Source organism: Porifericola rhodea (assembly GCF_030506305.1).
GTDB lineage: Bacteria > Bacteroidota > Bacteroidia > Cytophagales > Cyclobacteriaceae > Catalinimonas > Catalinimonas rhodea.
In genome coordinates this window covers 5393053-5419086 of record NZ_CP119421.1, presented here as the reverse complement: position 1 = coordinate 5419086, position 26034 = coordinate 5393053, and the positions used below count along the sequence as shown (strand labels likewise).

General features: G+C 41.6%; 23 protein-coding genes. 10 read left to right on the top strand and 13 right to left on the bottom strand.

Annotated features, from left to right (window positions below):
- Positions 1 to 94: 94 nt before the first annotated feature.
- A complete protein-coding gene (locus PZB74_RS22265; protein WP_302239627.1) occupies positions 95 to 247 on the bottom strand; it encodes a hypothetical protein in 153 nt (50 codons plus the stop codon).
- A 548-nt stretch (positions 248 to 795) separates the two neighbouring features.
- On the opposite strand from PZB74_RS22265, the gene PZB74_RS22260 reads away from it, so the two are divergent.
- The 4 genes from PZB74_RS22260 (at position 796) to PZB74_RS22245 (ending at position 3365) form a co-directional block, all read left to right on the top strand.
- Positions 796 to 1800: an IS110 family RNA-guided transposase gene (locus PZB74_RS22260; protein WP_302239626.1), complete on the top strand. Its 1005-nt coding sequence runs from the start codon at positions 796 to 798 to the stop codon at positions 1798 to 1800.
- A 253-nt stretch (positions 1801 to 2053) separates the two neighbouring features.
- Entirely contained in the window at positions 2054 to 2260 is a 207-nt protein-coding gene (locus tag PZB74_RS22255) for a hypothetical protein (protein ID WP_302239625.1), read from the top strand.
- Positions 2261 to 2298: 38 nt separating this feature from the next.
- On the top strand, positions 2299 to 3033 hold the full coding sequence (locus PZB74_RS22250; RefSeq protein WP_302239624.1) for a reverse transcriptase domain-containing protein: 735 nt from the start codon (positions 2299 to 2301) through the stop codon (positions 3031 to 3033).
- On the top strand, positions 3006 to 3365 hold the full coding sequence (locus PZB74_RS22245; protein WP_302239622.1) for a group II intron maturase-specific domain-containing protein: 360 nt from the start codon (positions 3006 to 3008) through the stop codon (positions 3363 to 3365). Before PZB74_RS22250 ends, PZB74_RS22245 begins: the two co-directional genes overlap by 28 nt.
- 92 nt (positions 3366 to 3457) lie before the next feature.
- On the opposite strand, the gene PZB74_RS22240 is transcribed toward PZB74_RS22245, so the two are convergent.
- Entirely contained in the window at positions 3458 to 4081 is a 624-nt protein-coding gene (locus PZB74_RS22240; protein WP_302239621.1) for an FMN-dependent NADH-azoreductase, read from the bottom strand.
- Positions 4082 to 4144: 63 nt separating this feature from the next.
- Positions 4145 to 4726: a Crp/Fnr family transcriptional regulator gene (locus PZB74_RS22235; RefSeq protein WP_302239619.1), complete on the bottom strand. Its 582-nt coding sequence runs from the start codon at positions 4724 to 4726 to the stop codon at positions 4145 to 4147.
- A 168-nt stretch (positions 4727 to 4894) separates the two neighbouring features.
- On the opposite strand from PZB74_RS22235, the gene PZB74_RS22230 reads away from it, so the two are divergent.
- Positions 4895 to 5287: a single-stranded DNA-binding protein gene (locus PZB74_RS22230; protein WP_302239617.1), complete on the top strand. Its 393-nt coding sequence runs from the start codon at positions 4895 to 4897 to the stop codon at positions 5285 to 5287.
- A gap of 112 nt (positions 5288 to 5399) precedes the next feature.
- Here PZB74_RS22230 and PZB74_RS22225 read toward each other — a convergent pair whose 3' ends face one another.
- Together PZB74_RS22225 and PZB74_RS22220 are read right to left on the bottom strand one after the other, a co-directional pair.
- On the bottom strand, positions 5400 to 6785 hold the full coding sequence (locus PZB74_RS22225) for a glycoside hydrolase family 88 protein (RefSeq protein ID WP_302239615.1): 1386 nt from the start codon (positions 6783 to 6785) through the stop codon (positions 5400 to 5402).
- 196 nt (positions 6786 to 6981) lie between these two features.
- A complete protein-coding gene (locus PZB74_RS22220) occupies positions 6982 to 8700 on the bottom strand; it encodes a M61 family metallopeptidase (protein WP_302239614.1) in 1719 nt (572 codons plus the stop codon).
- A gap of 106 nt (positions 8701 to 8806) precedes the next feature.
- Here PZB74_RS22220 and PZB74_RS22215 point away from each other — a divergent pair, with 106 nt between their 5' ends.
- On the top strand, positions 8807 to 9262 hold the full coding sequence (locus PZB74_RS22215; protein ID WP_302239613.1) for a hypothetical protein: 456 nt from the start codon (positions 8807 to 8809) through the stop codon (positions 9260 to 9262).
- Positions 9263 to 9292: 30 nt separating this feature from the next.
- Entirely contained in the window at positions 9293 to 9667 is a 375-nt protein-coding gene (gene crcB, locus PZB74_RS22210; RefSeq protein WP_302239611.1) for a fluoride efflux transporter CrcB, read from the top strand.
- 2 nt (positions 9668 to 9669) lie between these two features.
- On the opposite strand, the gene PZB74_RS22205 is transcribed toward crcB, so the two are convergent.
- Positions 9670 to 10164, bottom strand: a complete 495-nt coding sequence (locus PZB74_RS22205; RefSeq protein WP_302239610.1) for a DUF4864 domain-containing protein — start codon at positions 10162 to 10164, stop codon at positions 9670 to 9672.
- A 232-nt stretch (positions 10165 to 10396) separates the two neighbouring features.
- On the opposite strand from PZB74_RS22205, the gene PZB74_RS22200 reads away from it, so the two are divergent.
- Positions 10397 to 12967 carry an ATP-binding protein gene (locus PZB74_RS22200; protein WP_302239608.1) on the top strand — a complete coding sequence of 857 codons (2571 nt, stop codon included), beginning with the start codon at positions 10397 to 10399 and terminating at the stop codon, positions 12965 to 12967.
- Here the strand turns inward: PZB74_RS22200 and PZB74_RS22195 are convergent.
- Both PZB74_RS22195 and panB read right to left on the bottom strand, forming a co-directional pair.
- A complete protein-coding gene (locus tag PZB74_RS22195) occupies positions 12964 to 14361 on the bottom strand; it encodes a sigma-54-dependent transcriptional regulator (RefSeq protein WP_302239606.1) in 1398 nt (465 codons plus the stop codon). The two genes, PZB74_RS22200 and PZB74_RS22195, sit on opposite strands and share 4 nt — an antisense overlap.
- 176 nt (positions 14362 to 14537) lie before the next feature.
- Positions 14538 to 15365 (bottom strand): 3-methyl-2-oxobutanoate hydroxymethyltransferase, encoded by an 828-nt coding sequence (gene panB / locus PZB74_RS22190; RefSeq protein WP_302239603.1) that lies wholly within the window; start codon positions 15363 to 15365, stop codon positions 14538 to 14540.
- A gap of 433 nt (positions 15366 to 15798) precedes the next feature.
- Here panB and PZB74_RS22185 point away from each other — a divergent pair, with 433 nt between their 5' ends.
- The gene (locus tag PZB74_RS22185) at positions 15799 to 16206 is read left to right on the top strand and encodes a hypothetical protein (protein WP_302239602.1); all 408 of its coding nucleotides are present in this window, start codon (positions 15799 to 15801) and stop codon (positions 16204 to 16206) included.
- Here PZB74_RS22185 and PZB74_RS22180 read toward each other — a convergent pair.
- Both PZB74_RS22180 and PZB74_RS22175 read right to left on the bottom strand, forming a co-directional pair.
- Positions 16177 to 17310, bottom strand: coding sequence for a P1 family peptidase (locus PZB74_RS22180; protein ID WP_302239601.1), 1134 nt, complete (start codon positions 17308 to 17310; stop codon positions 16177 to 16179). The two genes, PZB74_RS22185 and PZB74_RS22180, sit on opposite strands and share 30 nt — an antisense overlap.
- The gene (locus tag PZB74_RS22175; RefSeq protein WP_302239600.1) at positions 17310 to 19775 is read right to left on the bottom strand and encodes a DUF5916 domain-containing protein; all 2466 of its coding nucleotides are present in this window, start codon (positions 19773 to 19775) and stop codon (positions 17310 to 17312) included. The genes PZB74_RS22180 and PZB74_RS22175 overlap by 1 nt, the downstream gene beginning before the upstream one ends.
- 271 nt (positions 19776 to 20046) lie before the next feature.
- On the opposite strand from PZB74_RS22175, the gene PZB74_RS22170 reads away from it, so the two are divergent.
- Positions 20047 to 22455 carry a TonB-dependent receptor plug domain-containing protein gene (locus PZB74_RS22170; protein ID WP_302239598.1) on the top strand — a complete coding sequence of 803 codons (2409 nt, stop codon included), beginning with the start codon at positions 20047 to 20049 and terminating at the stop codon, positions 22453 to 22455.
- Here PZB74_RS22170 and PZB74_RS22165 read toward each other — a convergent pair.
- The 3 genes from PZB74_RS22165 to PZB74_RS22155 all read right to left on the bottom strand — a co-directional run bounded on the left by PZB74_RS22165 (position 22452) and on the right by PZB74_RS22155 (position 25974).
- On the bottom strand, positions 22452 to 24536 hold the full coding sequence (locus PZB74_RS22165; protein WP_302239595.1) for a TonB-dependent receptor family protein: 2085 nt from the start codon (positions 24534 to 24536) through the stop codon (positions 22452 to 22454). The two genes, PZB74_RS22170 and PZB74_RS22165, sit on opposite strands and share 4 nt — an antisense overlap.
- 82 nt (positions 24537 to 24618) lie before the next feature.
- Positions 24619 to 25014 carry a 3D domain-containing protein gene (locus tag PZB74_RS22160; protein ID WP_302239594.1) on the bottom strand — a complete coding sequence of 132 codons (396 nt, stop codon included), beginning with the start codon at positions 25012 to 25014 and terminating at the stop codon, positions 24619 to 24621.
- A 48-nt stretch (positions 25015 to 25062) separates the two neighbouring features.
- Positions 25063 to 25974, bottom strand: a complete 912-nt coding sequence (locus tag PZB74_RS22155) for a DUF72 domain-containing protein (protein ID WP_302239593.1) — start codon at positions 25972 to 25974, stop codon at positions 25063 to 25065.
- Positions 25975 to 26034 lie beyond the last annotated feature (60 nt).

Sequence of the window (26034 nt, the reverse complement as noted above, 5' to 3'; positions counted from 1 at the left end):
CTCCGTTTGCTTTGACCCAAATGAAATTATCATACTTACTTACAACGTTACTAACGCTAAAGGTATGTATCTCATTTGGTTTTTTTATGTTTTTCTAGTTTTCTTTTTCTGATGTGGCATAACGGCTACCATAGCCGCTGGCGAGGCAATCGGCCGAAGCGTAGAGGCTATGGAATGTGTGTGCCTTGAATGGTAAATATAGTTCTTTAAAAGGACGTCCCAAAGGGTGAAAGTCCTGGTGTAACATTCACTAGGAAATAGTCCCGTAGGCGGGGGAGTCGTTACCCCAAGCTAAGCAAGTGGCAAGGTGGTTTGGAGTGATCCATACACTGAAGTAAGCTAGACTGCGGTGTCTGTACTGACGAACAGGAACTACATACTGAGGCTATTAGAACGGATGAGGTAGCACACGATACCAAAGTCCAACTCTTCTTTTAAGAAGACAGCACCGAAATAGTAGATGTAGCAGGAATAGGCACAAGCCGACGCCTTTAGGTTTGTAGTGTATTAAAATTCAAAGAAAGATGTTATCGCTACTAAGCTGTGAACATGTGGGCCCCCGAGGCGCGGTAACTCGCCGGGACGCCGGTCGCCAGAGTTATCCATATATTCACAGCTACCAAAAGGTAAACTAGCTCGGGTGACCTATGGCCGCCGCTAAGAGAGCCTTATGCGCCGATTCAGTACCCAAGCTAGTTTTGTCAGGACAAGCTTCAAGTAGAAATTTGGGTTTGAGACCCAGTAGTAAGGCTTTGAAAGTATCCTGATTTGTTGTTTTACCTTAATCTCAAAGTTATGCAATTTTCTTTTTATGTAGGCATTGATGTGAGTAAGAACTCGCTAGACTTGGCTGTTAGAGATCAACAAAATGTTCTGTTTCATATTTCTGTAGAAAACAATGAAACAGGGGTGATGCAGTTTGAAACACAATGCCAAAATGAGGGTATTGATCTTACTAAGAGCCTACTCTGTTGCGAACATACTGGCATTTATAGTCAGGTGCTGCTTACTTTTGCTACACAACGTGACATCCCGTTTTGGTTGGAATCCTCAATGCGTATCAAACGCTCAATGGGACTACAACGTGGTAAGAGCGATAAAGTGGATGCTCTTCGCATCGCAGAGTATGGGTATCGACATGCTGACCAAGCCGTGATCTGGCAACCTGAACGAGGCGTACTGACTCATTTGAAGCAGTTGGTCGCCCTGCGTAAGCGTTTCATTACTACCAAACACGCCTTGAATGTACCAGTCAAAGAAGCAGCTCCTTTCCAAGATAAGAAGCTACAAAGAGAATTACAGAAGCTCAACCAAAAACCTGTAGAAGCCCTTGACAAGCAGATAAACGAGGTAGAGAAGAAAATTAGAATCTTGATTAAAGAAGACGATACGTTAGCTCATCTGTTTGAAATAGTGACCTCTGTAGACGGCGTTGGTGAAGTAGTCTTTTGGGAAATGGTCACTTCTACTAATGAATTTAAGTTCTTCAGATGTCCTCGTAAGTTTGCTTGTTATTCAGGAGTTGCCCCTTTTGAACATAGCTCTGGGATTAGCATACGGGGTAAGATGAGGGTCAGTCATTTGGCCAACAAACAAATGAAGAAGCTACTACATATGGCCGCTATGTCTGCTGTCGCCGCTGAGGGAGAACTCGCTGATTACTATCAACGGAAGGTAGCTCAGGGCAAAGCTAAAATGGCAGTGTTGAACGCAGTCCGTAACAAGATTATTCACCGAGTTTTTGCTTGTGTCCGAGACAACCGAAAATATAAAAAAAACTATGCTCATGCGCTTGCTTAATCCGTAGAAATCGGCGCGGGATATTCATCTTACCGAGGAAGGGCTCCTGATAGTTTGTAAGTCAGGAGAAGTCACAGCGTCGGCTGCCGACAGAGGTCATAGTAGTTGGAGGAACGAGCAGGGATTGCGAACACCATACCCCTGAGGTCTCACAGAACAGCGAAGGACCAAACATTGAATTGCGTCCAAATTCGGGTTAGAATGTCGTCTTAAGACGAGATAGCTTTCCCTTAAGCGGACAAGGAGAGAACAAATGATGATAGAAAAAGTACTACAACCGAAAAACCTGTACAAAGCCTACCGCAAAGTGGTAGGTAATAAAGGGGCACCAGGAGTAGATGACATGAAGGTAGGTGACTTAAGATTGTATCTTGGTGGTCACCGCACTCATATTATTACATCTATCCTGAACAAGACGTATGTACCGCAAGCTATCAGAGGGGCGGCAGCCGCGCTGTAGAGATACCCAAAGGAAATGGCAAAACCAGATTGTTGGGAGTGCCCACAGTAGTTGACAGATGGCTTCAGCAGGCGGTAAATCAACAATTAGCAATGAGATTCGAACTAGAGTTTGAAGAAGAAAGCTATGGGTTCCGCCCCAATAAGAACCTTCATCAGGCAGTCCAGAAATCCTTGTTACACATCAATGATGGATATCAAGACATTGTGGACATAGACCTGAAGAGTTTCTTCGATGAGGTTCAGCATTATAAATTACTGCAACTCATCTACAACCGAGTTAAATGCCCTGCTACCTTATGGCTAACCCGCAAGTGGCTACAGGCTCCCATTTTAATCAATGGGAAGCTCCATAAACGCAGGAAAGGAATGCCACAAGGAAATCCCTTAAGCCCCCTTTTATCTAACATACTGTTAGACCAACTGGATAAACATCTGAAATCTAAAGGATACCGGTTTATCAGGTATGCCGATGATTTTAGTATGTACGCCAAGACAAAGGAAGAGGAAAGGAAGATGGGAAACGAAACTTACCTTTTTCTAAGGGATAAGTTAGATTTACCTATTAACCGAGAAAAAAGCGGTATACGCAGACCTTCGGACTTTGAATTACTAGGTCATGGGTTTGTACCAACTTACCGTAAGGGAGAAAAAGGGCGCCCGGCCAGGGTAGATATCAACTGGTTGCAAAGAAGAGCAGTTGGGCAGGTCTTAAGCGCAAACTCAAGGGAGTCACCAAGAAAACATTGCCTTATAGCTTTGAGGAAAGAATAGCCAAAATAAATGAAGTGTATAGAGGTTGGATAAACAACTACCGACTGGCAAGTATTTATAACAAGCTCAAATCACTGGATGAATGGCTCCGCAATCGCCTTAGGTACTACATATGGCATGACTGGAAAAAACCTGAAAGGAAGCGCAAAAACCTAATTAGATTAGGCTTAAAACAAGGTCAGGCTTATGCCTGGAGTAGGACCAGCATGGGAGGATGGGCAGTGGCCCAAAGCCCGATACTCGGAACCACATTAACTGTGGCACGCCTAAGAAAAATAGGTTATGAACAGATGGCAAGCTATTACCAAAAATTCCGTCCCGAAATTCAATGAACCGCCCGGTACGAGAACCGTACGCCAGGTGGTGTGAGAGGCGCACTGGCAGTCAATTGACTGTCAGCCGTCTACTCGATTGGCAACAGTTTTTAAATCTGTTCAATTTTTTGGTAGATTTCTTTCTTAGAGTTTTCAAATATTTCTCCACCAAATTCTTCATTGTCCAATGAGATTATAGAAATGTCTTTTATTCCCATAATCCCGAAAACGAATTTCAGATAGGTTGTTTGGAAATTCATATGTTCGTTTTTCTCGTTTTCTCCATATCCTGTGTCTCCACGACTTGAGAGGATGAACATTTTCTTGTTTTCAAGAAGTCCTACATAATCTCCATCTGGTACGCCCGAATGAAATTTCCAAGTTTCGTTTATTCTCATCAGTTGGTCGATGTAGCATTTCAGTCCGCTCGGAATTGACCAATTGTACATTGGTGTTCCTAAAACATAAATATTATGTTCCTTGAATTCTTTGACTAATTCATTGCTTATTTTAACACCCGACTGGTTTTCTTTTGTTCTTTCACTTGGTTTGATAAATGCACTTGCAATCCATTTTTCATTTATGGGTGGAATTTCCTCCAATCCAACTTCTCGGTGAGTAAAATTATCATTAGGATTTTTCTTTTTCCAATTCTCCTCAAAAAGTTGCGTTAGTTTTCGGCTATGGGATTTTTCATTTCTTACACTTGCGTTGATGATTAATACTTTGTTCATATTCTTAAATTTTGATTATGAGACAAAGTTCTGAATTGGGAAAGTGAAAAAAATTGATGTAGTTTAAGATGCTTTGATTTTTTTACGGATTCTGCTCAAAAATTCGGCAGTAATTCCTAAATATGATGCAATTAGATAGTTAGGTACTTTCTCTGAAATTTTAGGGTAATTTTCTAAAAAATCCGAATATCGTTGTTCTGCATCAAGAATCTTATTTAAGATTATTCTTCGTTGTAGACTTCCAAGATAATTTTCGAGGATGATTCTAAAAAAGCGTTCTAGTTTTGGAACTTTCTTTAACATTTCTTGAAACGAGTCATAGCGGATTTGTAGTAATTTAGTTTTTTCAATGGCTTGAATGTTATAAATCGAAGGATTTTGTTTTTGAAAACTATCAATATCTGTTGCCCACCAATTTTCAATTGCAAAATATAGGATTTCTTCCTTTCCTGTTTCGGGATTTATATAAAATGCTTTTAATGCTCCATAAACAACAAAATTATCTGTCCGACAAGTTTCTCCGTTTCTCAATAGATAATTTCCTTTTTCAAGTATTTTTTCGGTCCAAAACGTTTCGATTAAATTTTCTTCTTCGGAACTTAATTTAATATATTTTGAAATTGATTTGATTAGTTGCTCTTTCATTCAAATTGTTGCCAACATTTAAATAAACACAAAAACTAAATAACCATTTGCAAACGTTTACAAACGGTTATATACGACTGTAAACGCTTAATTACCGATTATCGCTTGCTTCATGCTGTTACTTTGTAAACGTCAAAACGATAATAGTTTCACTTAAATATAATAGTTATGAATGCAATGAAAAATCGCGTACAGTTGATCGGTAGATTAGGTCAGAATCCTGAAGTAAGAAACCTGAACAGTGGTAGAATGGTCGCGCAGTTTTCTTTAGCTACCTCCGAAACTTATAAAAACAGCGCAGGCGAAAAGGTGCAGGATACCCAATGGCATCAGGTCATCGCCTGGGGAAAGCTGGCCGAAATTTCTCAAAACCTACTGGCCAAAGGGCAGGAGGTAGTGGTGGAAGGTAAGCTGACCTATCGCACTTATGAGGATAAAAACGGTATCAAGCGTTATGTGACCGAGATCATTGCCAATGAGCTGATGCTGATTGGTGAGAAGAAGAAAGAGAATTCTGTGGTAGCCGAAGAAGAGGCTGCTTACGATGAGCTGCCTTTCTAAGTCTGCACCGGGTAGCTAAACCCGAACTTTTTAAGTATATATGGTTATAATTATAATAGACGAAAAGCCGATTCTTCTGGAACCGGCTTTTCTTGTTCTGTGCTTTAAGCTGTTATTTTTCTCCGCAACGGTAGAAGGTATAATAAGGGTCATTACTCGCCAGTCGTTGCACATAAAGCGCCACCTCCCTGGCATGATAGTCTCCCCACATACTGGACTCTCCATTGGCAACTTTGCTGCCCTCTGGTACATAATCCCAGCCATTGGGCTCATGGTAAATAGAGTGTAGTAGTAAGCCCTGATGCTTTTCGTCTACACTAATGTAAGGCTCCTCAAAGAGGGAGTCCAGCACTGTAAGTCCTGCCTGATAGTACTTTTTGCCTGCCTCATCTTTGCCCTTACTCATCAGGTATTTGCCCAATCTTAACAAGCCCTGAGCACCTATGGCAGCCGCAGAGCTGTCTACCGGCTCATAGTCGTTATAAGGGTCAGAAGGGTTATTGAGGTAATCTCCCATTTTGTGTAGCTGAGGGGCACCCGTATCCCAATAAGGAATTCCATCAGTAGGTGTATTTTCTATATAAAAGTCGCAGGTAGCCTGAGCAGCTTTTAGCATAAAGCTGTTAATTTCGTCACGGCTGCCGTACTCTGATAAGTCATCATCGCTCAGTGTATCTATAAACTCCAGCTCTTCCGGAAAGCCACACATAGCCCAGGCCAAACCGCGAGTCCAGGTGCTGAATCCGGTATAGCCCTGTTGAGAATTAGGGCAGCGGTAATTTCCATCTTTGGTATTAAAGATCTGCTCATGTGCTGTTCTGCCCCTTACATCATAAGAGTCTCTACCCTCACCATAGTATACCGAATAGTCGGCGGTAGCTTTAATGTGCATAAGAGCACGTTTAAGCAAATTAACTTTTACGTCATTCTCTGTCTGTAGTACATGACCTAACTGATGACCTACCATAAGAGAGCGGCAGGAGCGAATGGTATCTACAAAAAGAGAGTGTGGGCCGTTAAATGAGTGGATAAAGCCCCCATTTTTAATTTTAGTCCATCGGCTGGCCTGTACCGCACTGGAAACCTTAAGCGCCAGCTCATAGAAATTTTGCTCCCAATCGTTCTGCTCAATTTTACCTTCTTTCATGAGGCGGAGTAGGTTGCCATAAGTGCTTACATTATTAAAACCATGATCGTGCACACCTATATGGCTAAGGTGCGGAGCCATAAGTTTTAAAGTGTTTTCTCGGCCAATATCCAGAAAGTTAGCGTCAGCGGTAGCATCATATTGCAAGATGGCAGAACCGTACTGAAAACCCTGTGTCCACTCTGTCCAGCCTCGGGTAGTATATTTTCCTTTAACAGTAAATACCGGCGAGCCTTTAGATGGGTCGTAGTTTTTTTCCAGGTTGTGAATTTTAGCAGCAGACAGCTCCCACAGACGCTGGATTTTGGGTAGTAAATCTTCTGCTTTAAGTTGTTGGTTAATTTTTAACATTGCTTAAGTATGTGTATTTAGTATAAAGCTAAAAATGCTTATTTCAGCCAGATTGAGTGTATATCAAGTCAGTACTGTAATCGATTGCCGACTTGTTTTACAAAAATGAAAGATTTTTAGATGAAACAAATTTTTTGGAGATGAAAAAGAGGAGAGAGGCAATCAAAACTCTGTAACTCCCTCTTTTCATCTGTTGCTAAAAGTCTTTGTTTAGCCATAGGCTAAAGCTTTCTTTTTGCTGCTCACTAGCTTGCTCTTTCTGGACAATACTATACTGATGAAAATATGTATTACCGTCCTGTGCAAGTGTAACTGTGTGCAATTTTTGCCTACGTAGTAGTGTAATCTCAATACTATCTTTGTCGGTAAGTAAGTCGTTGGGCTGTATGTTGCACTTTTGGCCGTTAATCGCAACAATCTCATCTTCGCGAGAAAGTGCTCTATCCGCAGGAGAGTCGGGCTCTATGTGGCTAACAATCAGTTTATCTTCTCTTTGTGCAGTACGAAATCCGAAGTAACGCTCACTCAAACTTTCTGATGGACTAATATATAATTGACATCCGATGGTGTGTAGTAGCGTGTTTAGTTCTTCCTCTACCGGAACTACACCCTCTATGTACTTTTCAAAGAAGTCATCCATAGGCTTCCCTGCCAGCTCGGAGGCAATACTAATAATATCTTGCGGGCTATAGCCTTTTAGCTCTTTAGCATAATTATTCCATAGGCTGTGCATTAGGTCATCTAACGAGTAGCGGTTCTGGCTAAGCTGACGAATACTTAAATCCAGCATGAGACTTACGATACCTCCTTTTACATAGATGGATACCTTGCGGTTGGGAGTGCCCGGTACATAACCGTCCAGCCACAAATCAAAAGATGAAGCTGCCAGGGAATAATAAAAGCGTCCGAAATTTTCAAAGTGGCGTTTAAACAGGCGGTTGAGCTCCTGCAGGTATTCTTCTTTACTAATAACGCCACCTCTTGCCAGGTACAGATCTCCGTAATAAGTGGTTATCCCTTCGGCTACATATCCGGTAGTAAAGTAGTTTTCTTTGGTATAATCGTAAGGGTACATCTCTTTAGGGCGAATACGAATAATGTTCCAGGTATGAAACAACTCGTGGGAGCTTACGCCTAAAAAGCTTTCGTAAAGCTTACTATCCTGCCTGATTTCTTCCGCCGCCCCCAAAATAATGAGTGTAGAATTATAATGCTCTACCCCGTGGTAAGCCCGATAAGGCAAAAATTGGTAAATGAAATGGTAGTCTTCGCAGGGAAATTCTCCCATGCTTTCTATCTGGGCCACGGTAAAGTTTCTGAAGTCTCTGAGAGTGGCTTCTTTTTCCAGCATTACATTACCGTTGAACCACAAGTGGAAGCGTGAGCCAGCCACTTCATACTGCCAGTGCGTAAGCTGGGCACTCGCCACCAGAGGCGACTCCACCAAATGGTAAAAGCTCGGAGCTTCCAGTACAAATTTTTCTACCTGCTCCAGTCCGCAGGCAATCTGATAGTCTTCTGGCAGGTCTAATGTAATTCTGTACTTCTCCTGCTGCCTGCCCTCTGGGTAGAAAGCACAGTTAATAAAGTTAATATAAATCTGCTCTTCGTCCAGCCAGGAAGAACCCGCATTCATTTCAGCTGCATAGCAGCGATATTTTACAATAAGTGTATCATTTTCTTTAGTGTTTACCTGCCAGCGGTCTTTGTTCACTTTTTTAAAAGTGATAGCTTTACCCGCCGTATCTTCCATGCTTAGCTGTTGAATATTTTTGGCAAAATTGCCCAGCTCATAACGACCCGGGCGCCATGAAGGTAGTTGCAGATAAGTGTTAGCTTCTGGAGTATTAAACCTGAGTTCAAAATCTATAAGTTGACGATTAGGGTAAGCATAAGAGATGCGATAATGAATCATATTAAGCGTTTTCTGAGATTGTAAATGTGCCGCACAAAAAAATGCAGATGCTTTCCGGAAAATTAAGAAATTTTAACATTCCATCAGTAGTATAGCTTTAGCTTGTATGATAGTAAGCAAACCTAAGTTTAATACCTTTTTTGCCATAGGCATGTTTTTGTTGCTTAGCTATGGCTCTGCAGTATACCTTTACCTACAGATTATGGAAAGCCCTCAGACCTCCTGGTGGGTGTATCTGCTATTTGTAGTGGTCCTGATCATTGCACTTATCATAACTATTAAGATGCTGAGCAGTTACAAAAAAGTGATATTAGACAAAAGAAGAGTAGATGTTTACAGCCTTTTCGGGCTTGTAAAAAAACGCTTGCACTTTAAAGACCTGCAAAGCTGGAAAGAAGAACAGGTAAAAACTTCTAATGGTGTATACAAACAGTTAGAGGTGAACTTTGAAGGAAAAAATTACTTCCGACTGGCTAATCAGGAGCATGATAATTACGAAAAAGTAAGTCAGTTTTTAAGAAGAAATTTTAAGAAGTTTGAATCCAAAGCTGAGCAAAAATAAGCTTCAGCTAAAAAGTAATAACTAACCAATATGTTATCAAACCTTTTACTCGTAGGCATAGGCGGGTTTTTAGGCAGCGCCCTGCGGTTTCTGATTTCTATGATGATCAACCGCCAGTTTACGACACATTTTCCTTTTGGCACCTTTACTGTAAATATAGTAGGGAGCCTGATCATTGGAATACTCTACGGACTTTGGGCTCGCGAGATTCTGGATGATAATGCCAGCCGTATCTGGATTGCAGGTTTTTGTGGGGGCTTTACTACTTTTTCTACCTTCTCTTACGATGGCATTACTTTAATCAATCATGGACAGCTCCTCACCTTTTTTCTGTATGCCTCTGCCAGTGTGATATTAGGGCTTTTGGCGGTGTTTGCAGGCATGGCTTTAGTAAAGATGCCCTAAACCTAAAGCCTGATGACCCCTTCGGTCATCCAACACCCATAAAATTCACCTTCCTGTTGCCTTGCCAACTGAAATACATAAACTACGGGTTCTCCGTCAGCATCAATCAGTGTAGCTTTCTGCAGTGCTTTATCGCCTAATACTTCGGCATCGTCCAGGCCATACCTCTGAAAATTAAGCAGTGAACGATACCTTTCGTTGTGCACCATGTGTACAAAACGACTGAGAGGACCGGTAGCTTCTTTATTAGAGGGAGAGGCAAAGCGGTAGGCTACTTCTATTCCATGATCTTTATAAGGTTCGTTATTCTCCTGCATAGCTTTAAGTTGCATATCAACTACTTCGCGGGGGCTGAATTGTGGCATAGGTGCCAGTTCTGCGTTATTTACCTGTAGGCTAGTTGCCTCAGCAGTATTGCTATCAACCGTATTCCAAACGAAGAGGTAGACAAAAAGTAGCACCAGGCCAATGGTAGAGATGAGTATAAACCTTTTCATAACAATGCCTTTTAAACTTAAACTTCCTTTTAAGAAGTGATGTTTATTTTTTGAATATCCTTTTTGTTCTTACAGTGAAGTATAGGGCTTCAGGTAAGGTTTGAGGTATAAAGGAGCATAGCTAATCATACTATTTTTAAACTATATTCGTACTTGAAGCAATAACATGCAGAAATGAATGCATTTACTATTATTAACGAACATTTGAGTTGAAAGGACTGTCTGTATGCGCATGAACCGCTCATTTTATTTAAAATCTAAGGTACTTCTAGGCTTCGGGTTTGTGCTGATTGCCATTATGGGAGCTTCATATGTTGCTTATGATAGCTACATCAAACTATCCGAAGCGGTAGAAACTATATCTCAGCCTGATACCAAGCTGCAGCAGATAGACAGCATTATGTATATTGTTGCCCGCTCAGAAACCAGCTTGCAGGAGTATACTATCAGTAAGAGTGCTGCCAAGCTTCAGAAGTACGATAGCCAGCTTACCGATATTCGCCAAAGAGTACAGCAACTCAAAAGCACAAGTGTGTACGACGAAAGTGAGCTGGACTCCATTTTGAGCCTGATCAATGCCAAACTGGTGAGTATGGATGATTTTATTCGAATAAAAGAGCGACGTGATGCCTTTAACCTCTATGATCAGGCACTGGCACAACTTAGAGCCGGCACCTCAGTTAAAGACACTGATTCTTCTACCGTAAGAAAGAACTCCAGTCTGGATGAAAATGGAATCCCCAAAAAAATAGAAGCTAACAAGATAGATAATGAAGAGGAGAAAAAATTTTTGAACCGATGGAGAAGTAGGCTGGGAGAGTTATTTAGCAAAAATAAAGAAACTGTAGATACCACTAGCGTAGCCGAAGTGGCAGACTCTACCGTAGTAGATACCTCTTTTGCCAATCTGAGTGTAGACTCTATAGAACAAATGCTGACTAAGCTAAAAAGTGAACAGAGAGCCACCGAAAAAGCTTTGGACAGGCAGGAGCTAAGATACCTTTCTAATAATGCCCAGGTAATGGGGCGTATTAACGAACTGATAAGCAAAGTAAAACAAGGCCAGCAGAACAATTATCAAGAGCAGTTGGCAGAGGCCCGTTCTATATTAGAAAGTTCGCTTTCCCGTCTGGGGTTTATACTGTTGGTAGCTTTGGGCAGCACTTTTATTTTTATTTACCTCATCTTTTCAGATATCGCTAAAAGCGACTTTCTAAAGGTACAGCTGGAAAAAGCGAAACTTAGTGCTGAAAAACTAGCCAGAGTTAAGGAAGATTTTCTAGCCAATATGAGTCATGAAATTCGTACTCCCCTTACCGCAATATTAGGCTTTACAGGACAGCTCAAAAAAACCAAGTTGGGAGATGAGCAGAAAAACTATTTGTCTGCTGTAGATAGCTCATCTACTCATTTGCTGGCGCTGGTCAACGATATTCTGGACTTCTCTAAAATAGAGGCTGGGCAGCTTAAGTTTGAGTATCAACCATTTGATATTCAGTCATTGGTAAAGCAGGTAAACGATGATATGCGTTTTCAGGCCGAGAAGAAAGACCTCCAGCTACATTGGCAGATTAATGGGGAAGAGTTTCGCTATCTAAAAGGTGATGCCTTCCGCCTGAAGCAGGTATTGTATAACCTGATTTCTAATGCTATTAAGTTTACAGAAGAAGGCGGGGTTATCATACGCTGTAAATTAAAGCCAATGGAGCAGGGTTTAATAAAAGCTCAACTTGAAGTCGTAGATACCGGCATAGGAATACCTGCCGAAAAGCAGTCTCATATCTTTGAACCTTTCATTCAGTCAGATATATCAGATACCCGTAAATATGGTGGTACTGGTTTAGGACTTTCTATCTGTAAAAAAATAGTAGAATCACAGGGAGGAGAAATTGCTTTGGATAGTGAGGTGGGAGAGGGCTCTACTTTTTATGTTGCTTTACCCTATGAACACTCCAGCCAGGCAGCTTATGAAGATTACCTTAGAGCCACTCAAACGGTAGAGGGCGCCCACTTCCCAGGAAGCACAGTAATGGCAATTGACGATGATCCACTGAATACCGAGCTGCTTAAGCTGATTATGAGAAAATGGTCAGTGACGGTACATGTAGCCCATAGTGGAGAAGAAGCGCTTGAGGCCTTAAAGCATACTAAAGTAGATATGGTACTTACCGATCTTCAAATGCCTGGTATGCATGGCGAAGAAGTGGCTCAACAGATTAAGTCATCTGCGCTGGCACATGTTCCGGTGGTTGCTTTCACCGCCCGAGCTACTGAAAACAAGCGATATTTTATTGAAAAAGGCTTTTCAGATGTATTGCTTAAACCCTTTCAGGAAAATGAAGTGTATCGTTTGTTAGAAAAGTACCTTAAAGATTTTGCTGTAGAAGCCGCATCAGATGATGTCGCAGAAGTTCAGGAAGTAGTAGCTTCAGATTCAGCCCAGGCAGAATGGTACTCACTAGCAAATATCAGTCGTTTTGTAGGGGAAGACCAGGAGGCTATGTTGGGCTTTTTAGATAGTTTTACGATGGTGCTTTCAGATTCTGTAGCACAAATAGAGCAGGCTATTGTTGAAGACGATTATGAGACGGTAGCATATCATGCACACAAACTTTTTCCAAATGTTCAGCAGCTACAGTACGACGAACTGGCCATACTTCTCCGAAGGATGGAAAACCAGGCACAACAGCCGGCAGAAGGCTTTAATTGGGAACAAAGTGTGGAGAAAGCCGTGAGTATGGGAAGAAAGCTTTTAGCAGCCCTTACAGAAAGACAGGAGCTGCTAAAAGCACAGGTAAGTTAATCCAGATTATATCTTTTTAGCTTGTTATAAAGCGTTTTGCGGTCAATGTTTAGCATTTTGGCCGCCAGCGTTTTATTATATTTTACTTTGATTAAAGTTTCTTCTATCAAAGCTTTTTCGGTTTTCTCCTGTATTGCCTTAAGGTCAGGGTTGTGAGGGTTGACGTGGGTAGCAGGTGTCTGCTGCTCAAGTTCCGTACTTACCGGACTAATGATTTCAGGAGGAAGCGTGTCTAAGGTAATTTTGTTCCCGGTAGTTAAGAGTACTGAGCGGCGAATTACATTTTTAAGCTCACGAATGTTACCTGGCCAATGATAGCTTTCCAGTTTTTCCTGTACTTCAGGCTCTAACCCTTCTACTTCTTTATTCAACTCCTGATTGGAGTGGTTCAGGAAATGATTAACAAACTGAATAATATCTGTTTTACGCTCCCTCAAAGCAGGCACTTTAATCTGAAACTCGTTTAGTCGGTGAAAGAGATCTTCTCTAAAGTCACCAGACTTTACAGCCTGATCAAGATTCTCATTAGTAGCAACGATAATACGCACATCCACATCTACATTCTGATTGCTACCTATTTTCCTGACCTTACGTTCCTGAATGGCTCTTAACAGTTTGACCTGTATATCATAAGATAGGTTACCAATTTCATCCAGAAAGAGGGTGCCGCCATTTGCGGCTTCAAACTGGCCGGTTTTATCCTGCAAAGCTCCGGTAAATGAGCCTTTAAGGTGGCCAAAAAGCTCGCTCCCAGCTAATTCCTCGGAGAGTGCACCGCAGTCTAGCGCAACAAAAGGTTTATCACGTCTTTCACTTTCCTGGTGTATCATACGAGAGACATACTCTTTACCAGTACCACTCTCTCCCTGTACAATAACTGAGAGGTTGGTTGGACCTACCAGGTCTATATGTTTTTTAACCTGCTGAGACTGCTCACTAGTGCCTTCAACGAACATAAAAGAGCGTGAAGACTTATTGCTTTTAGGCTTGCCTTTATCAGTTTCCTTTTCTACAGGCTCCTCGTCAGCGGATTTTAGTGCATTGCCGATAGTTAAAAGTATCTCATCGGGGTTAACAGGCTTGGTTACATACTCAAAAGCACCTAGCTTCATGGCATCTACGGCGGTTCTTATGTTGGCGTAGTTTGTCATGATAATGACTGGCAGGTGGAAGTATTTCTTTTTAATATTCTTAAGCAACTCCAGACCATCCAGGTCGGGCAGGCGGTAATCTATAAGTACCAGATCAAAGTTATTCTCAAAAATAGCTCTCAATCCTTCTTTGGCAGTGTTGGCTACTTCCGTCCGATAGTTGTTCTTGCTCAGAAATGATTGAAGTAAAGAGCAAAAAGAGGGATCGTCATCTATAATTAATACCAGAGGTTTATCACTCATACTGTATATGCTGTGTATAAAAAAATTCTTTCCAGAGTTACAAAAATAACAAGTTTGAAGAAGAAGTATTGTACAATCTTAAATGTATGTAAGCTAAAGAGCTTACCAAATGTTGTGGCTAATACTCTTTAATCTTTAATACTTGTTGGCTATGAGAAAAATCCAATTAGGGTGGATCAATAACTCTCATCTTCATTAGGAAAATCGTTACTCTTTACATCTTTGATGAAATGCCCGACAGCATCGTTCATAATATTGGCAAGATCTGCATACCTACGAAGAAAACGTGGCTGAAAGTCTTTGGTGATTCCCAACATATCATGCAAAACCAACACCTGTCCGTCTGTTCCTCCGCCGGCACCAATACCAATGGTAGGAATATTAATTTGTGAAGAAACTTCTTTGGCTAAATCTGCCGGTACTTTTTCAAGTACTATGGCAAAGCAGCCACTTTCTTCCAGTATTTTAGCATCGCGCAGCAGCTTTTCTGCTTCAGCTTTTTCTTTGGCACGTACTGTATAGGTACCAAACTGGTAAATAGACTGTGGCGTAAGGCCAAGATGGCCCATCACTGGTACTCCTGCGTTTACGATACGTTCTACTGACTGCTGTATTTCTTCTCCGCCTTCTACCTTTACTCCATGCGCGCCAGATTCTTTCATGATACGGATGGAGGACTTTAGAGCTTCAGAAGAGTTGCCCTGATAACTGCCAAAAGGAATATCTACAATAACAAATGCGCGGCTGATTGCTCTTACTACCGAAGAAGCATGGTAGATCATTTGATCCAGAGTGATGGGTAGGGTTGTTTCGTGCCCTGCCATTACGTTAGATGCAGAATCTCCGACCAAAATAACGTCTATACCTGCCTCATCTACAATTCTTGCCATAGAATAATCGTATGCGGTAAGCATAGCTATCTTTTCTCCCCGGGTCTTCATCATCTGTAGTTGATGAGTAGTGACCCGCTTTACCTTACTGCCTTCTGATGGATGTACAGACATTTTTACCTAATTTTTTGTGTTCTAATGAGAATTAACTTCCAGTTATTTCTACTCTGATGAGTTAGAAAATATTAGAATTATGCAATTCTTGTTGAAGTTCAGCTTAATTGTGTTCTATAAGGATGACTTCAGCTTAATAGAGTTCAGAAGTAAGACTCTTCAAATAGTTTGACAATATAGAGGAAAGATACTAAATTATACTGCTTGATATAGGTATAATGGTGATAGAAAAGCATTTTATAGCGCTAGCCTGAATTTTTTGGTTTCTTAGCAACCAAGTAATTTTTTCCCAAAGAGCTGAGTTTTAATTCTATTTTGCTGCTATGTTTTTAAAATCATAGCATGTTACTTTTCCGCGATTACTTTTTTTTAAGTGTTCTCTACCTAGCATATAATTGCATTATATAAATATTGGAGCAATCAACTTAAGGTAATGCATAAATATCCTGAATTGTTAAGAATGCCTGAGTCTGGGACTAAATTTTACCGGGAGTTTCAAGAGATTCTGCCTCAAGAAAAATTTTTTACTGAGCTAGGGTTTGTTCAAAGTTGCGATGACTTCCAGTGGGCTTTCATTAAGTTCCTCACTCAGGACAAAGGAAGCTTTTACAAGACGCATTCTCTAATCCGCTCATATTTTTATGACAACAAGGATCATGTAAAACGGCTGATGCTCTTTGCTGTTTTTGTGAAGGAATATCTGGTAGATATGGAGAGCATGCTGCTGCAGCATGAATACTACGAACTGATGCGTAAATTTCTGGATGCTCGCGAAAAAATCAACCAGCTTATTAATATGCTATTTAGTTATTCATTTGAGGAGCCCGTGCTTATTGAGTAGTTCCAAAACTTTTTGTTCCGGTAGCTCCTCTACCGTACCATGCATACCTACCATTGTTTCTGCAGCTAAGAGGGCATTGTAGATCGCTTCTTCAGTGGCCTCTATGGTAGCCAAAAAGAGAGGGCTAACATCATCATTGTGTAATACTTTTTGCTCTAGCATAGCTCCCTGGTTATCATAAGGAATACGAAGCTGAGCTGCTGTAGAGAATGCGATCACATAATCCCCGCTACCATTAGATGCGATACCTCCCGTTCTGGCAAGTCCCAGCATCGCCCTTTTTGCGAGCCTTTTTAGGTTACGGCTATCAAGAGGGGCATCTGTAGCTACCACAATCATACATGAACCATCAGTATCTTCCTGGCGGGGAGCTTGTTTTTCGTCTTTGAGGTAGGTAGCAATAGGCAGGCCTTTAATCTGTAATACACCTCCAAAATTTGCCTGTACCAATACCCCCACTGTATACTTTTTCTCATTCAGGCTGGCAATACGAGAAGAGCTACCAATTCCTCCTTTGTAAGCGAAACAACGTGTTCCTGTGCCTGCCCCAACGTTACCCTGTGCTATGAGGCCAGTAGTGGCATTTTCAATAGCAGCCTGCACGTGCGACTCCTGTACATGCTGCCCTCTGATATCGTTTAGGTAGCCATCATTGGTTTCGCCGACTACCGCATTTACCGAACGAACATCTTCGTTGTTTTTCTGAGCCAGGGTATGTTTGACTACCGCTTGTATAGCCGTAGCTACATTGAGGGTGTTGGTCAGCACGATTGGCGTTTCCAGATTGCCGAGTTCCTCAAGTTGGGTATAGCCTGCCAGTTTTCCAAAACCATTACCCAAATGGATAGCAGCAGGTACTTTCTGCTGAAAAATATTGCCGGAGTAGGGGAGAATAGCTGTTACTCCAGTACGTATGCTATCACCTGCTATTAAAGTTTTATGCCCTACCAGTACACCTTCTACATCGGTGATAGCATTAAATTTACCGGCAGGTAAAACGCCCAGGTTTATGCCTTCTTCTCTTAAAGTTTTATTCTGAGCGACGAGCTGGAGTGGGGTAACAAATAAAAATAGGCTAAGTAGTGTTAGTAGGTGGTATTTCATTAACCAATGCGTTTATCAGCATTTAATTTTTTCATGAGCATAGAGTAGTCAATAAAATACAACACACGAACCGAAATACTATTACTTTGAGGAAGGTTTTTTAAACTCTCTACATTATTCATATAACCTTCACGCACAAAGTCATCATCGCTGGCAATATTGTTTTTCCAAACAATACTCACTTCACTGGCTGGGGCAAAAGTATAGCTATAGACCATGTCTATATTAAAAGCATTGTAATTTCTATCATGATTACCCTCGTAGTCACTTTCCAGTAGCTCGCCTTCTTCCCCTAAAGTATAGAACTCTTCATACTCTGCTGCTGACCAGTAGTGCCTCATCCTGAAGGTGAGCCCCATGCGGTTATTAAAGGTGTATTTAGTATTGAAAATATTGTTGATAGTGTTGATATCCCTTTTTCCGAAAGTAATAAGGTCATCTTCATGTTCTGCATAACCGATATTGCTCTGACTGTTGCTAAGGCTTACAAAAGTAGAAAAAGCAAGTTTGTTATTAATTCGGAGGCTGGGGCTCAAGCTTACGTATAAGCTCTGCTGATCGTCATAATCATAGTCTGTGTAACTGAAAGAGCTACCTACTACAAAACGGTTTCTGTTATCAGATCTCAGGTACAGCCCCATTTGATTATATGAGGGGAGTTCAATAAATCTATCTTCTACACGGGGCTCAAAATAGTCGTAGCGGGTGTGTGGAGCCAGCCTGTAGTTGAAACTGAAATACATAAAATTATTAAAAGTACCATTGACCCTGGTCTGCACATTAAAATCAGTAAACACAAAGGGCTTATACAAACGTGCGTAATTTAGATCCAGATCAGTATACAGGTTAAGCAGTTTCCAGAAAGGCTCGTAAATATTGTAACCAACGTTAGCGGACGTTCTCCACTCATTATTAGCACGCATATAGCCCAGGTCGTTCGGGTCAAAGGTATCACTTTCTACATAGTTGGTAAGGTTGGCTCTCAGGTTACCACTGGTTTTGGAGAGCGATAGGGAATAAGAGTGACCGTACTCATTTCTTCCTCCTTCATCCAGGCCATATTTCTGGCTCACTGCTCCACGTCCGGATACAGCGTATTTGTTCCCACGGTTTGCCAGGCGAAATGCTGTACCTGTAAGGTTTGCATCATAATGGTTACCCTGACGCATAACATTGGTATTTACAAAGCTCACATAAGAGTTGTTCTTCAGACTTTGGTCTACAGCTACTACATTGTAGTTAGTCAGTGGGTCGGTGAGTATTTTACGAGTTTCACCCGTTTCAGTATCTTTAATCAGGGCGTGCATCTCTTTGGTCAGGCCATTAAATACACCTAGACCTAGTCCTTTGGTAGTTCTGCCAGATACTTTGGTCGCATTCACTAAAGAGCTTTCGGTAGGGTTGCTCAGTATCTCTTCATTTTCACCCAGTTGGTCTTCTACTTCGCCATAGAGTAATGGTTGTCCACCTACACGGCGGGAGTAAAAATAGCCTCCCTTTTCAAACAGCTCAGTTCCTTCTTTAAAAAACTGACGATTTTCGTTGAAACGAACCTCAAAAGGCGAGAGGTTGAGTACCTTGTTGTCTGAAACTACCTGCCCAAAGTCAGGTACCAGTATCATATCCAGTGTGTAGGCATCGTTAATGCCATAGCGTAGATCCATGCCTCCATTAATCCTTTTGCTAAGACTGGAGGGGTTCTCACTGTCTCCAGAATATTGATCTATGTAAGTAGATAAATAAGGCGATACCGATAGGCGAATGGGGGATTTGATGTTGCTAATGCCACTGAGGCGACCGAACTGGTTAACGAAGCCATTAACCTGTGGGTCAATCTTGTTCCAGTAGTTGTCTTCGTTTTTACGGCGTATGGTGCGACGAAAGTTAATGCCCCATTTTTGAATGGGAGTTTTAGGAAAACGTAATGCGGAAAGTGGTATTTCCATTTCTACATACCAGTTAGTTTCGTCTACGCTTACTGCACTTAGCCAGCCGGCATTCCAGCTTCTGTCTGCCCCCATGGCGGTCCATCTACGGTCAAACTGTACACCCGCCGCAGTTACGATAAATTCAAAAGCATTAATATCATCATCGTATGTGTCAAAATAGACTCCAAACAAGTCAGAAAAACCAGTATTATCTCGGCTGGTAAACTCTCTCATAATACTGTCTGCTGATACATCGTACAGGGTAACGCCAATATAAACAGATGAGTTGTCGTACAAAACTACTACCTCTGTAGGAGCAGAGGGTACCTTACCGGGAAGAGGACTACGTTGAACGAAACCTGTAGCCGGACATAAGACATGCTGCCATATCTCCTCATCCAGTATACCATCTATCTTGGGAGGGGTATGAATACGAGTTGCGAAAAAATCTTTAGGAAAATCATCTTCGGCAAAAGCCTTTACTCCTGAGCAGATCAACAATAAAAGAGCCAGTAAGACATTTAATGTTCTTAACATGGATAAAGCGATAAGACAGCGTTTACAAATGAAGCTTGAATATAAAACAATAAGGGTGTGGCTAAATACCCCTGATTATATAATCATAAAATACCACTACAGGTTTTGATATAATGGTTATCTCTGGCAAAGATAGTAAACATTACGTTTAATTCTTGCTACTGCTAATCTTAACATTACACTCGTTATATTGAAAATAATATTGCTTATAAGATGTAATATTGAGAACTATATAAGGATTTTGGCTAAATATAGCTTTTTTTGTAATGCTATGAAAGAAAGACTTTTGTTTTTGACAGCACTGATGCTGCTGCCATTTTTAATTAGTGCACAAACCCTAAGTGTAAAAGACTATGATAGTGGTAAACCTATTGCTAACGTGGTTGTATACTCTAATGATAAGAAGGCTTACGGACAAACTGATATAAATGGTGAAATAGAGTTCTCATCATTTAAAAATACAGATTCTCTAGTATTCCAACATCCCGCATACCAGTCTGCCAGGTACAGAAAGGAGAAAATTGAAGCGCAGGATTATAGTATATACCTGAGAGAAAAAATTATACATATGGATGAGGCCTTAATTATGATTAACCGTTGGGAGCAGAAGAAAGAAGAAATTCCTCACCAACTCATTAGTATACACCCAGAATCTATTGCTTTGCAAAACCCTCAGACCGCTGCAGACCTGCTAGCACAAAGCGGACAGATTTTCGTTCAGAAGAGCCAGCTTGGAGGTGGTAGCCCAATGATTAGAGGTTTCGCAGCCAATTCAGTACTGATTGTGGTAGATGGTGTAAGAATGAACAATGCTATCTTTCGTAGCGGCAACCTGCAAAATGTGATTAACCTTGACCCTAATGTAATTGGTGAAGCAGAAGTAGTTTTTGGTCCCGGCTCTGTTATTTACGGTAGCGATGCTCTCGGAGGTGTTATGGATTTTCACACTCGTATGCCTGAATTTACCGAGAGTGATAAGTTGGCATTTAATGCTGAGGCTATGAGCAGGTACTCTTCTGCTAATCAGGAGAAGACGCTTCATGCTAATGTGAGTCTAAAAGGAAAGAGATTGAGTTCGCTATCTTCTTTTACCTACAGCAATTTTGGTGACCTGAGGGCTGGCGCGAATCGTCCGGAAAGCTATCCGGATTTTGGCAAACGCTATCAGTATGTGATTCCTGCCCATAACGAAGACTCTTTGGTTCGCAATCCAGATGTAAATGTGCAGGCTCCTTCCGGCTACAGTCAATTCAATCTGATGCAAAAAATCAGGACTAAGCTGAGCAATAAGACTGAGTTGGTGTATAATTTTCTGTACAGCACTACCTCAGATATTCCACGCTACGACCGCCTGATTGTAAATAATGATGAAGGTTTGCCTGAAGATGCCGAATGGTACTACGGCCCTCAGGATTGGATGATGCATTCATTACGACTGGGGCTTTATCAGCATACCATTTGGTACGACGAAGCTAAGCTCACTACTGCTTTTCAAACCTTTGAAGAAAGCCGAAACGACCGTGGGTTTGGGAGTGATAGGCTCAGAACTCGTACAGAAAACGTAAATGCGTATACTTTAAACCTGGATGCAGATAAGAAATTAAACGAAAACAATCAGCTTTTTTACGGTGCAGAGCTGGTCTACAATACTGTTGCTTCTGAAGCTTATCGTAAAAATATAACAAGCCACGAAGTTACGGCTACTGCAACCCGCTACCCCGACGGAGGAGGTAATTACCTTAGTGCTGCAGCTTACCTTAACTATCGCTGGAATTTTGATCCCAGATTCACACTCAATACGGGGCTGCGCTATAGCTATATTAAGCTGAATACTCAATTTGAAGATAAAAGCTTTTATGATTTTCCGTACGACGAAATTGAGGTGAACACCGCGGCCTTAAGTGGTAGTGCGGGGCTGGTATATCGTCCAAACAGTAGCTGGCAATTGAATCTCCTATTATCGTCAGGTTTCAGAGCGCCTAATGTAGATGATGTAGGTAAGGTGTTTGATTCTGAGCCGGGTAATGTGGTGGTTCCGAACCCCCAGCTTTCTTCTGAATACAGTTATAATCTGGAAATTGGTACAAGCAAGCAACTGGAAGACAAACTTAAACTGGAAGCTACTGTTTTCTACTCACAGCTTCGTGATGCTATGGTAAGACGTAACTTCAGCTTTAACGGACAGGATAGCATAATGTATGATGGTGAGCTAAGTCGTGTACAGGCCCTTGTAAATGCCGGACAGGCTTATGTGTATGGTATGAGTATTAATGCTGTCTATCAAATCTTTTCTGCTGTTAGTTTACAAACTTCCCTTAACTATACCAGCGGTCGCGATCAGGAAGAAGATGCGGCTCTCCGCCATGCCGCTCCGCTTTTTGGACAGACAACATTAAGCTATCAGAAGAAAAAACTTAAATCATCTTTTATTGTAAGATATAACGGAGGGCTAAGCTTTGATAACCTGGCGCCTTCAGAACAAAATAAGCCCCACCTTTATACTGAAGATGGGGCTTTAGCCTGGTATACTTTAAATCTAATCGGCAGTTATCAATTTAACGATCATTTGCTAATTAGTGGAGGACTTGAGAATATACTGGACAAACATTACTGGCCATACTCTTCAGGTATTGCTGCTCCAGGTAGAAACCTGATCGTGTCCCTGAGAGCCAAGTTTTAATAGTTCAGGTGTACTTTTAAACCTGCATAGTAATTTCTATCAGGCGCTGGTTGATAGTATCTACCACCAAAAGCATTAAGGTCATTACCCAGGCTATATTTCTGGTCTAGCAAGTTGTTGACTCCACCGAAGATTTCAAGCTCCAGCTTATCACTCAAAGGAGCGCGATAACCTAGTTTGAGCAGTACCAGCTCGTAAGCCTCTGAGTAAACGCTATTGGCATCATCCAAAGGTATTTCATCAGTAAAATTGATAGAGCCATTCAGGTAAACGCCTACATTTGTTTGTAAAGTCGTGGCAAATACGGCTATGTTTCTGGCTACCCCTGTTAGTTCGTTTCCTGAGTAATCCTGCAACTCATCGCCTACAAATTTGGTGTAATTGTTAAAAGTAAAGTCATGCAGGGTATAAGAAAGCTGAAAATCAAGGTCTTTAATGAAGCCTGCGTTTTCCTGCAAGGCGAAATAGGTAAAAGCAGTTTCTAAACCCTTCTGGTCAGTAGAACCTGTATTGGTAAACAATACAGTGCCTCGTTCTGACTGCTGCTGTACGATAGTTTCGTCTAGCTGAAAATAAAAAGCGCTAACGTCAAAGTTGAGCTTACCGTTAAGAGTATTACCTCTTAGGCCTAGCTCATAGTTAATTCCTTTTTCGGGCTTCAGTCCCAGGTTGATGCTACCCTCATTGGTGCGCACATCTTCAATAGTAGGAGGAGAGAAGCCGTAGCTGATGCTGGCATGTGCGGCAATTCGGTTAAACTGTTTGGCTAATCCAACACGTGGAACCCATACTGGGTCAAACGTTTTTTCAACCTGATAGGCAGAGTCCAGATTGTTGTCTACCAAACGGTTGATGTCATATTCAAGTGAATTACGACTAAGGCCTAATGTAAGGAAAAAGTCATGAGGTAATTCCAGCTCTGCTCTACCAAAAACAATGGATTGATAACTTTTAAGTTCATCATCAAAGTTAAGTGCTCCGGGTTTGCCGTAGTCGTTCGCGAAGTTGCGTGCTACATTGGTACCTGTCTGAAACTCACCTCCTAAAGTAAAGCGTGTATCCAGACCAAACAGATGGCTCTGATAGTCAAAGCGGGTACGTCCGCCTCCAGCCATTCGGCTGTCTCTTTTGTAATCCAGGTTAAAGGGATTCTCAAAAAAACTAAAGTCACCATATATGGTAGTCAGGTTGCTGAGCTTATCATTCCACTGATAGTCCTGGCTTAATCCAAACAGCACATACTCCTGGTCTATGCCTGCTTCTGATTCCTCGCTACCCAAAGCAAAAGGATTAGAAGGGCGAGCCTGGCGAGGGTTTTCATTATACTGCTCTTCGTTTAGTCCGCCGGGTATTTCGTAGAAAAGGTCAGAATACAAAAAGCTGGCACTAATCTCTCGTTTTTCTGAAGCCTGAAATTTAGCATGCAACTCAATTACATCTCTATCAAATTCGGTATGGTTGCGGTAGCCATCAGATTGCTGATGAGCATACTTAAAGGTGTAAGTAGCATTTTCAGTAACTTCGTTTACGGTGGTGGCATAGCGCTTTAGCCCGTAAGAACCTATCATCGCTTCCGCGCCTATGTAGTCTTCTTGCAGCCTGGGGCTGGCACTCTGTATATTTACGACCCCTCCGGTACCGGCACCGTAGATGCTCCCGGCAGGGCCTTTTATCACTTCAATCTTGCCCAGGTTGGAGATATCAAGCAGATTGAAATTAGTACTGCCAGATGGCTCGGTGAAAGGGATGTTGTTCCAGTAAACTTTAATATTTCTGACACCAAAAGGTGCTCTTAGGGTACTTCCGCGTACTGCTATGCGATAGCTGCCCGGAGATCTCTCTTCCATACGTACGCCCGGTATCAGGTTCATAGAAGGAAGAGCCGATATTTCATCAAAAGCTCTGATTTGTTGGGAGGTAATCAAAGCAACTGCACCCGGGGTTTGCAGTAACTTGCGGTTGGCATCGTAACCAATTACAGTAACCTCATTTAGTAATTTAGTCTCCAGGCTATCTTCTTGAGCAAAAAGTAAAGTAGAAGTACACAATAAAAACAGGCTTAACAGTAGGTAGTTTTTCATCTATAGTTTAAGTGAATGTTTAGCAAACATGAAGTTAAGCCATGATTAAGAAAATTGTTAGCGCTTTTGGTAAAAATTAGTTTTAATCTACCTTCCAGCTGATAACAACTTCCTGTTTACCAAAGTCAAGAGCTTTTTCTACATTGTTGCCCATATAAATATCAATACGCTTTTCCCAGCGTCTGTTCATTTTATCCAGTACCCTATAGGTGCCCGATAGACCTTCAATTTTAACTTTAGTATTGTGCTCAAAACCTTCCTGCTTAAGCAGGTCACGAGACACCGCAATGGTCTTCATGCCTGGTTTTAGCTTATCGCCCCAAGCCGCTGTGGCAGGGTCGCCTTTTTTAGTTTGTACTTCTACCGAATTGTAGGCGGTAGCTGTTACTTCTACCTCTTTTGTTTCTGCACAGGCCGATAGAATCAATAGGCTCAAAGCACAAAGTATAAATCCGTTGGGTAAATTTTTTGAGATCATAATTCTTATGTTAGTTTATATAACTAACACTGAAACAATGACTTATGTTTAAAACAGGCTTTGTTGTACACCTTCGCTTAGCAGTTTAGGTAAAGGAATATTCAGTTGGTACTTCTCGTTCATTCGCTGAATAAAATAGATAGCTAAATCTATACAGAGCAGGTCTTCAGGCTGGTGGACAATGAAATACAACTCATCCAGCCCCTGACTCAGCCATACACCCAGCCGCTTTACCCATTCATCTATACGGCTATAATCAGTAGAGTGAAGTGAGTTGCCTACGAAGCGGACCATTACACTAGGGAAGGTCAACTGCATGTGTATGACATCTCTTCGGCCAGCGGTATCAGTAATCACGGTACTGAGCTGATACTCTTCTAACAAATCATACGCTCGCTCTCTTATGCGTTCGTCATTAAACCAGGCGGGGTGGCGTAATTCTATAGCAAGGGGCAAATCATGGGGCCATTGGGATAAAAAATCAAAGAATGCTTTTCCCTGTCTGAAAGGCTCAAGCGTAGGAGGAAGCTGCATAAAAGGGAGGCCCAGCTGAGAGCCAAAGGCATAAAGCGCCTGATAAAAGGCTTCAACTGCCTGGGCATGCGCTCCATAGTCAGCACTGTGGCTAATAATCTGTGGTATCTTTGGGCAAAACTTAAAAGTATCAGTACTTTTATCCAGCCAATGTGCTACCATGTCTTTCGTAGGAATACGGTAGTGTGTAGTATTCATTTCAATGGTGTTAAACTGCCGGCTGTAATGGTACAGGTAGTCTTTAGAAGGTGTAGCTTTGGGGTATAATCTGCCTACCAGCTTTCTTTCTCCCCAGCGGGCCATACCCACATATATTTTTGTAGGATCCTGATTCCCCTTCTCTTTTAGCATCCGGCCATTGCGTATTGCATCTGCCGGAAGGCTAAAATCTATATTTTCTATTTCTGACAGCTTACCAAATTCCATGTATATAATTCGTCTAGTTCACTCCTAAAACATGAATATAAGGCATGCTGTTGTGAATCA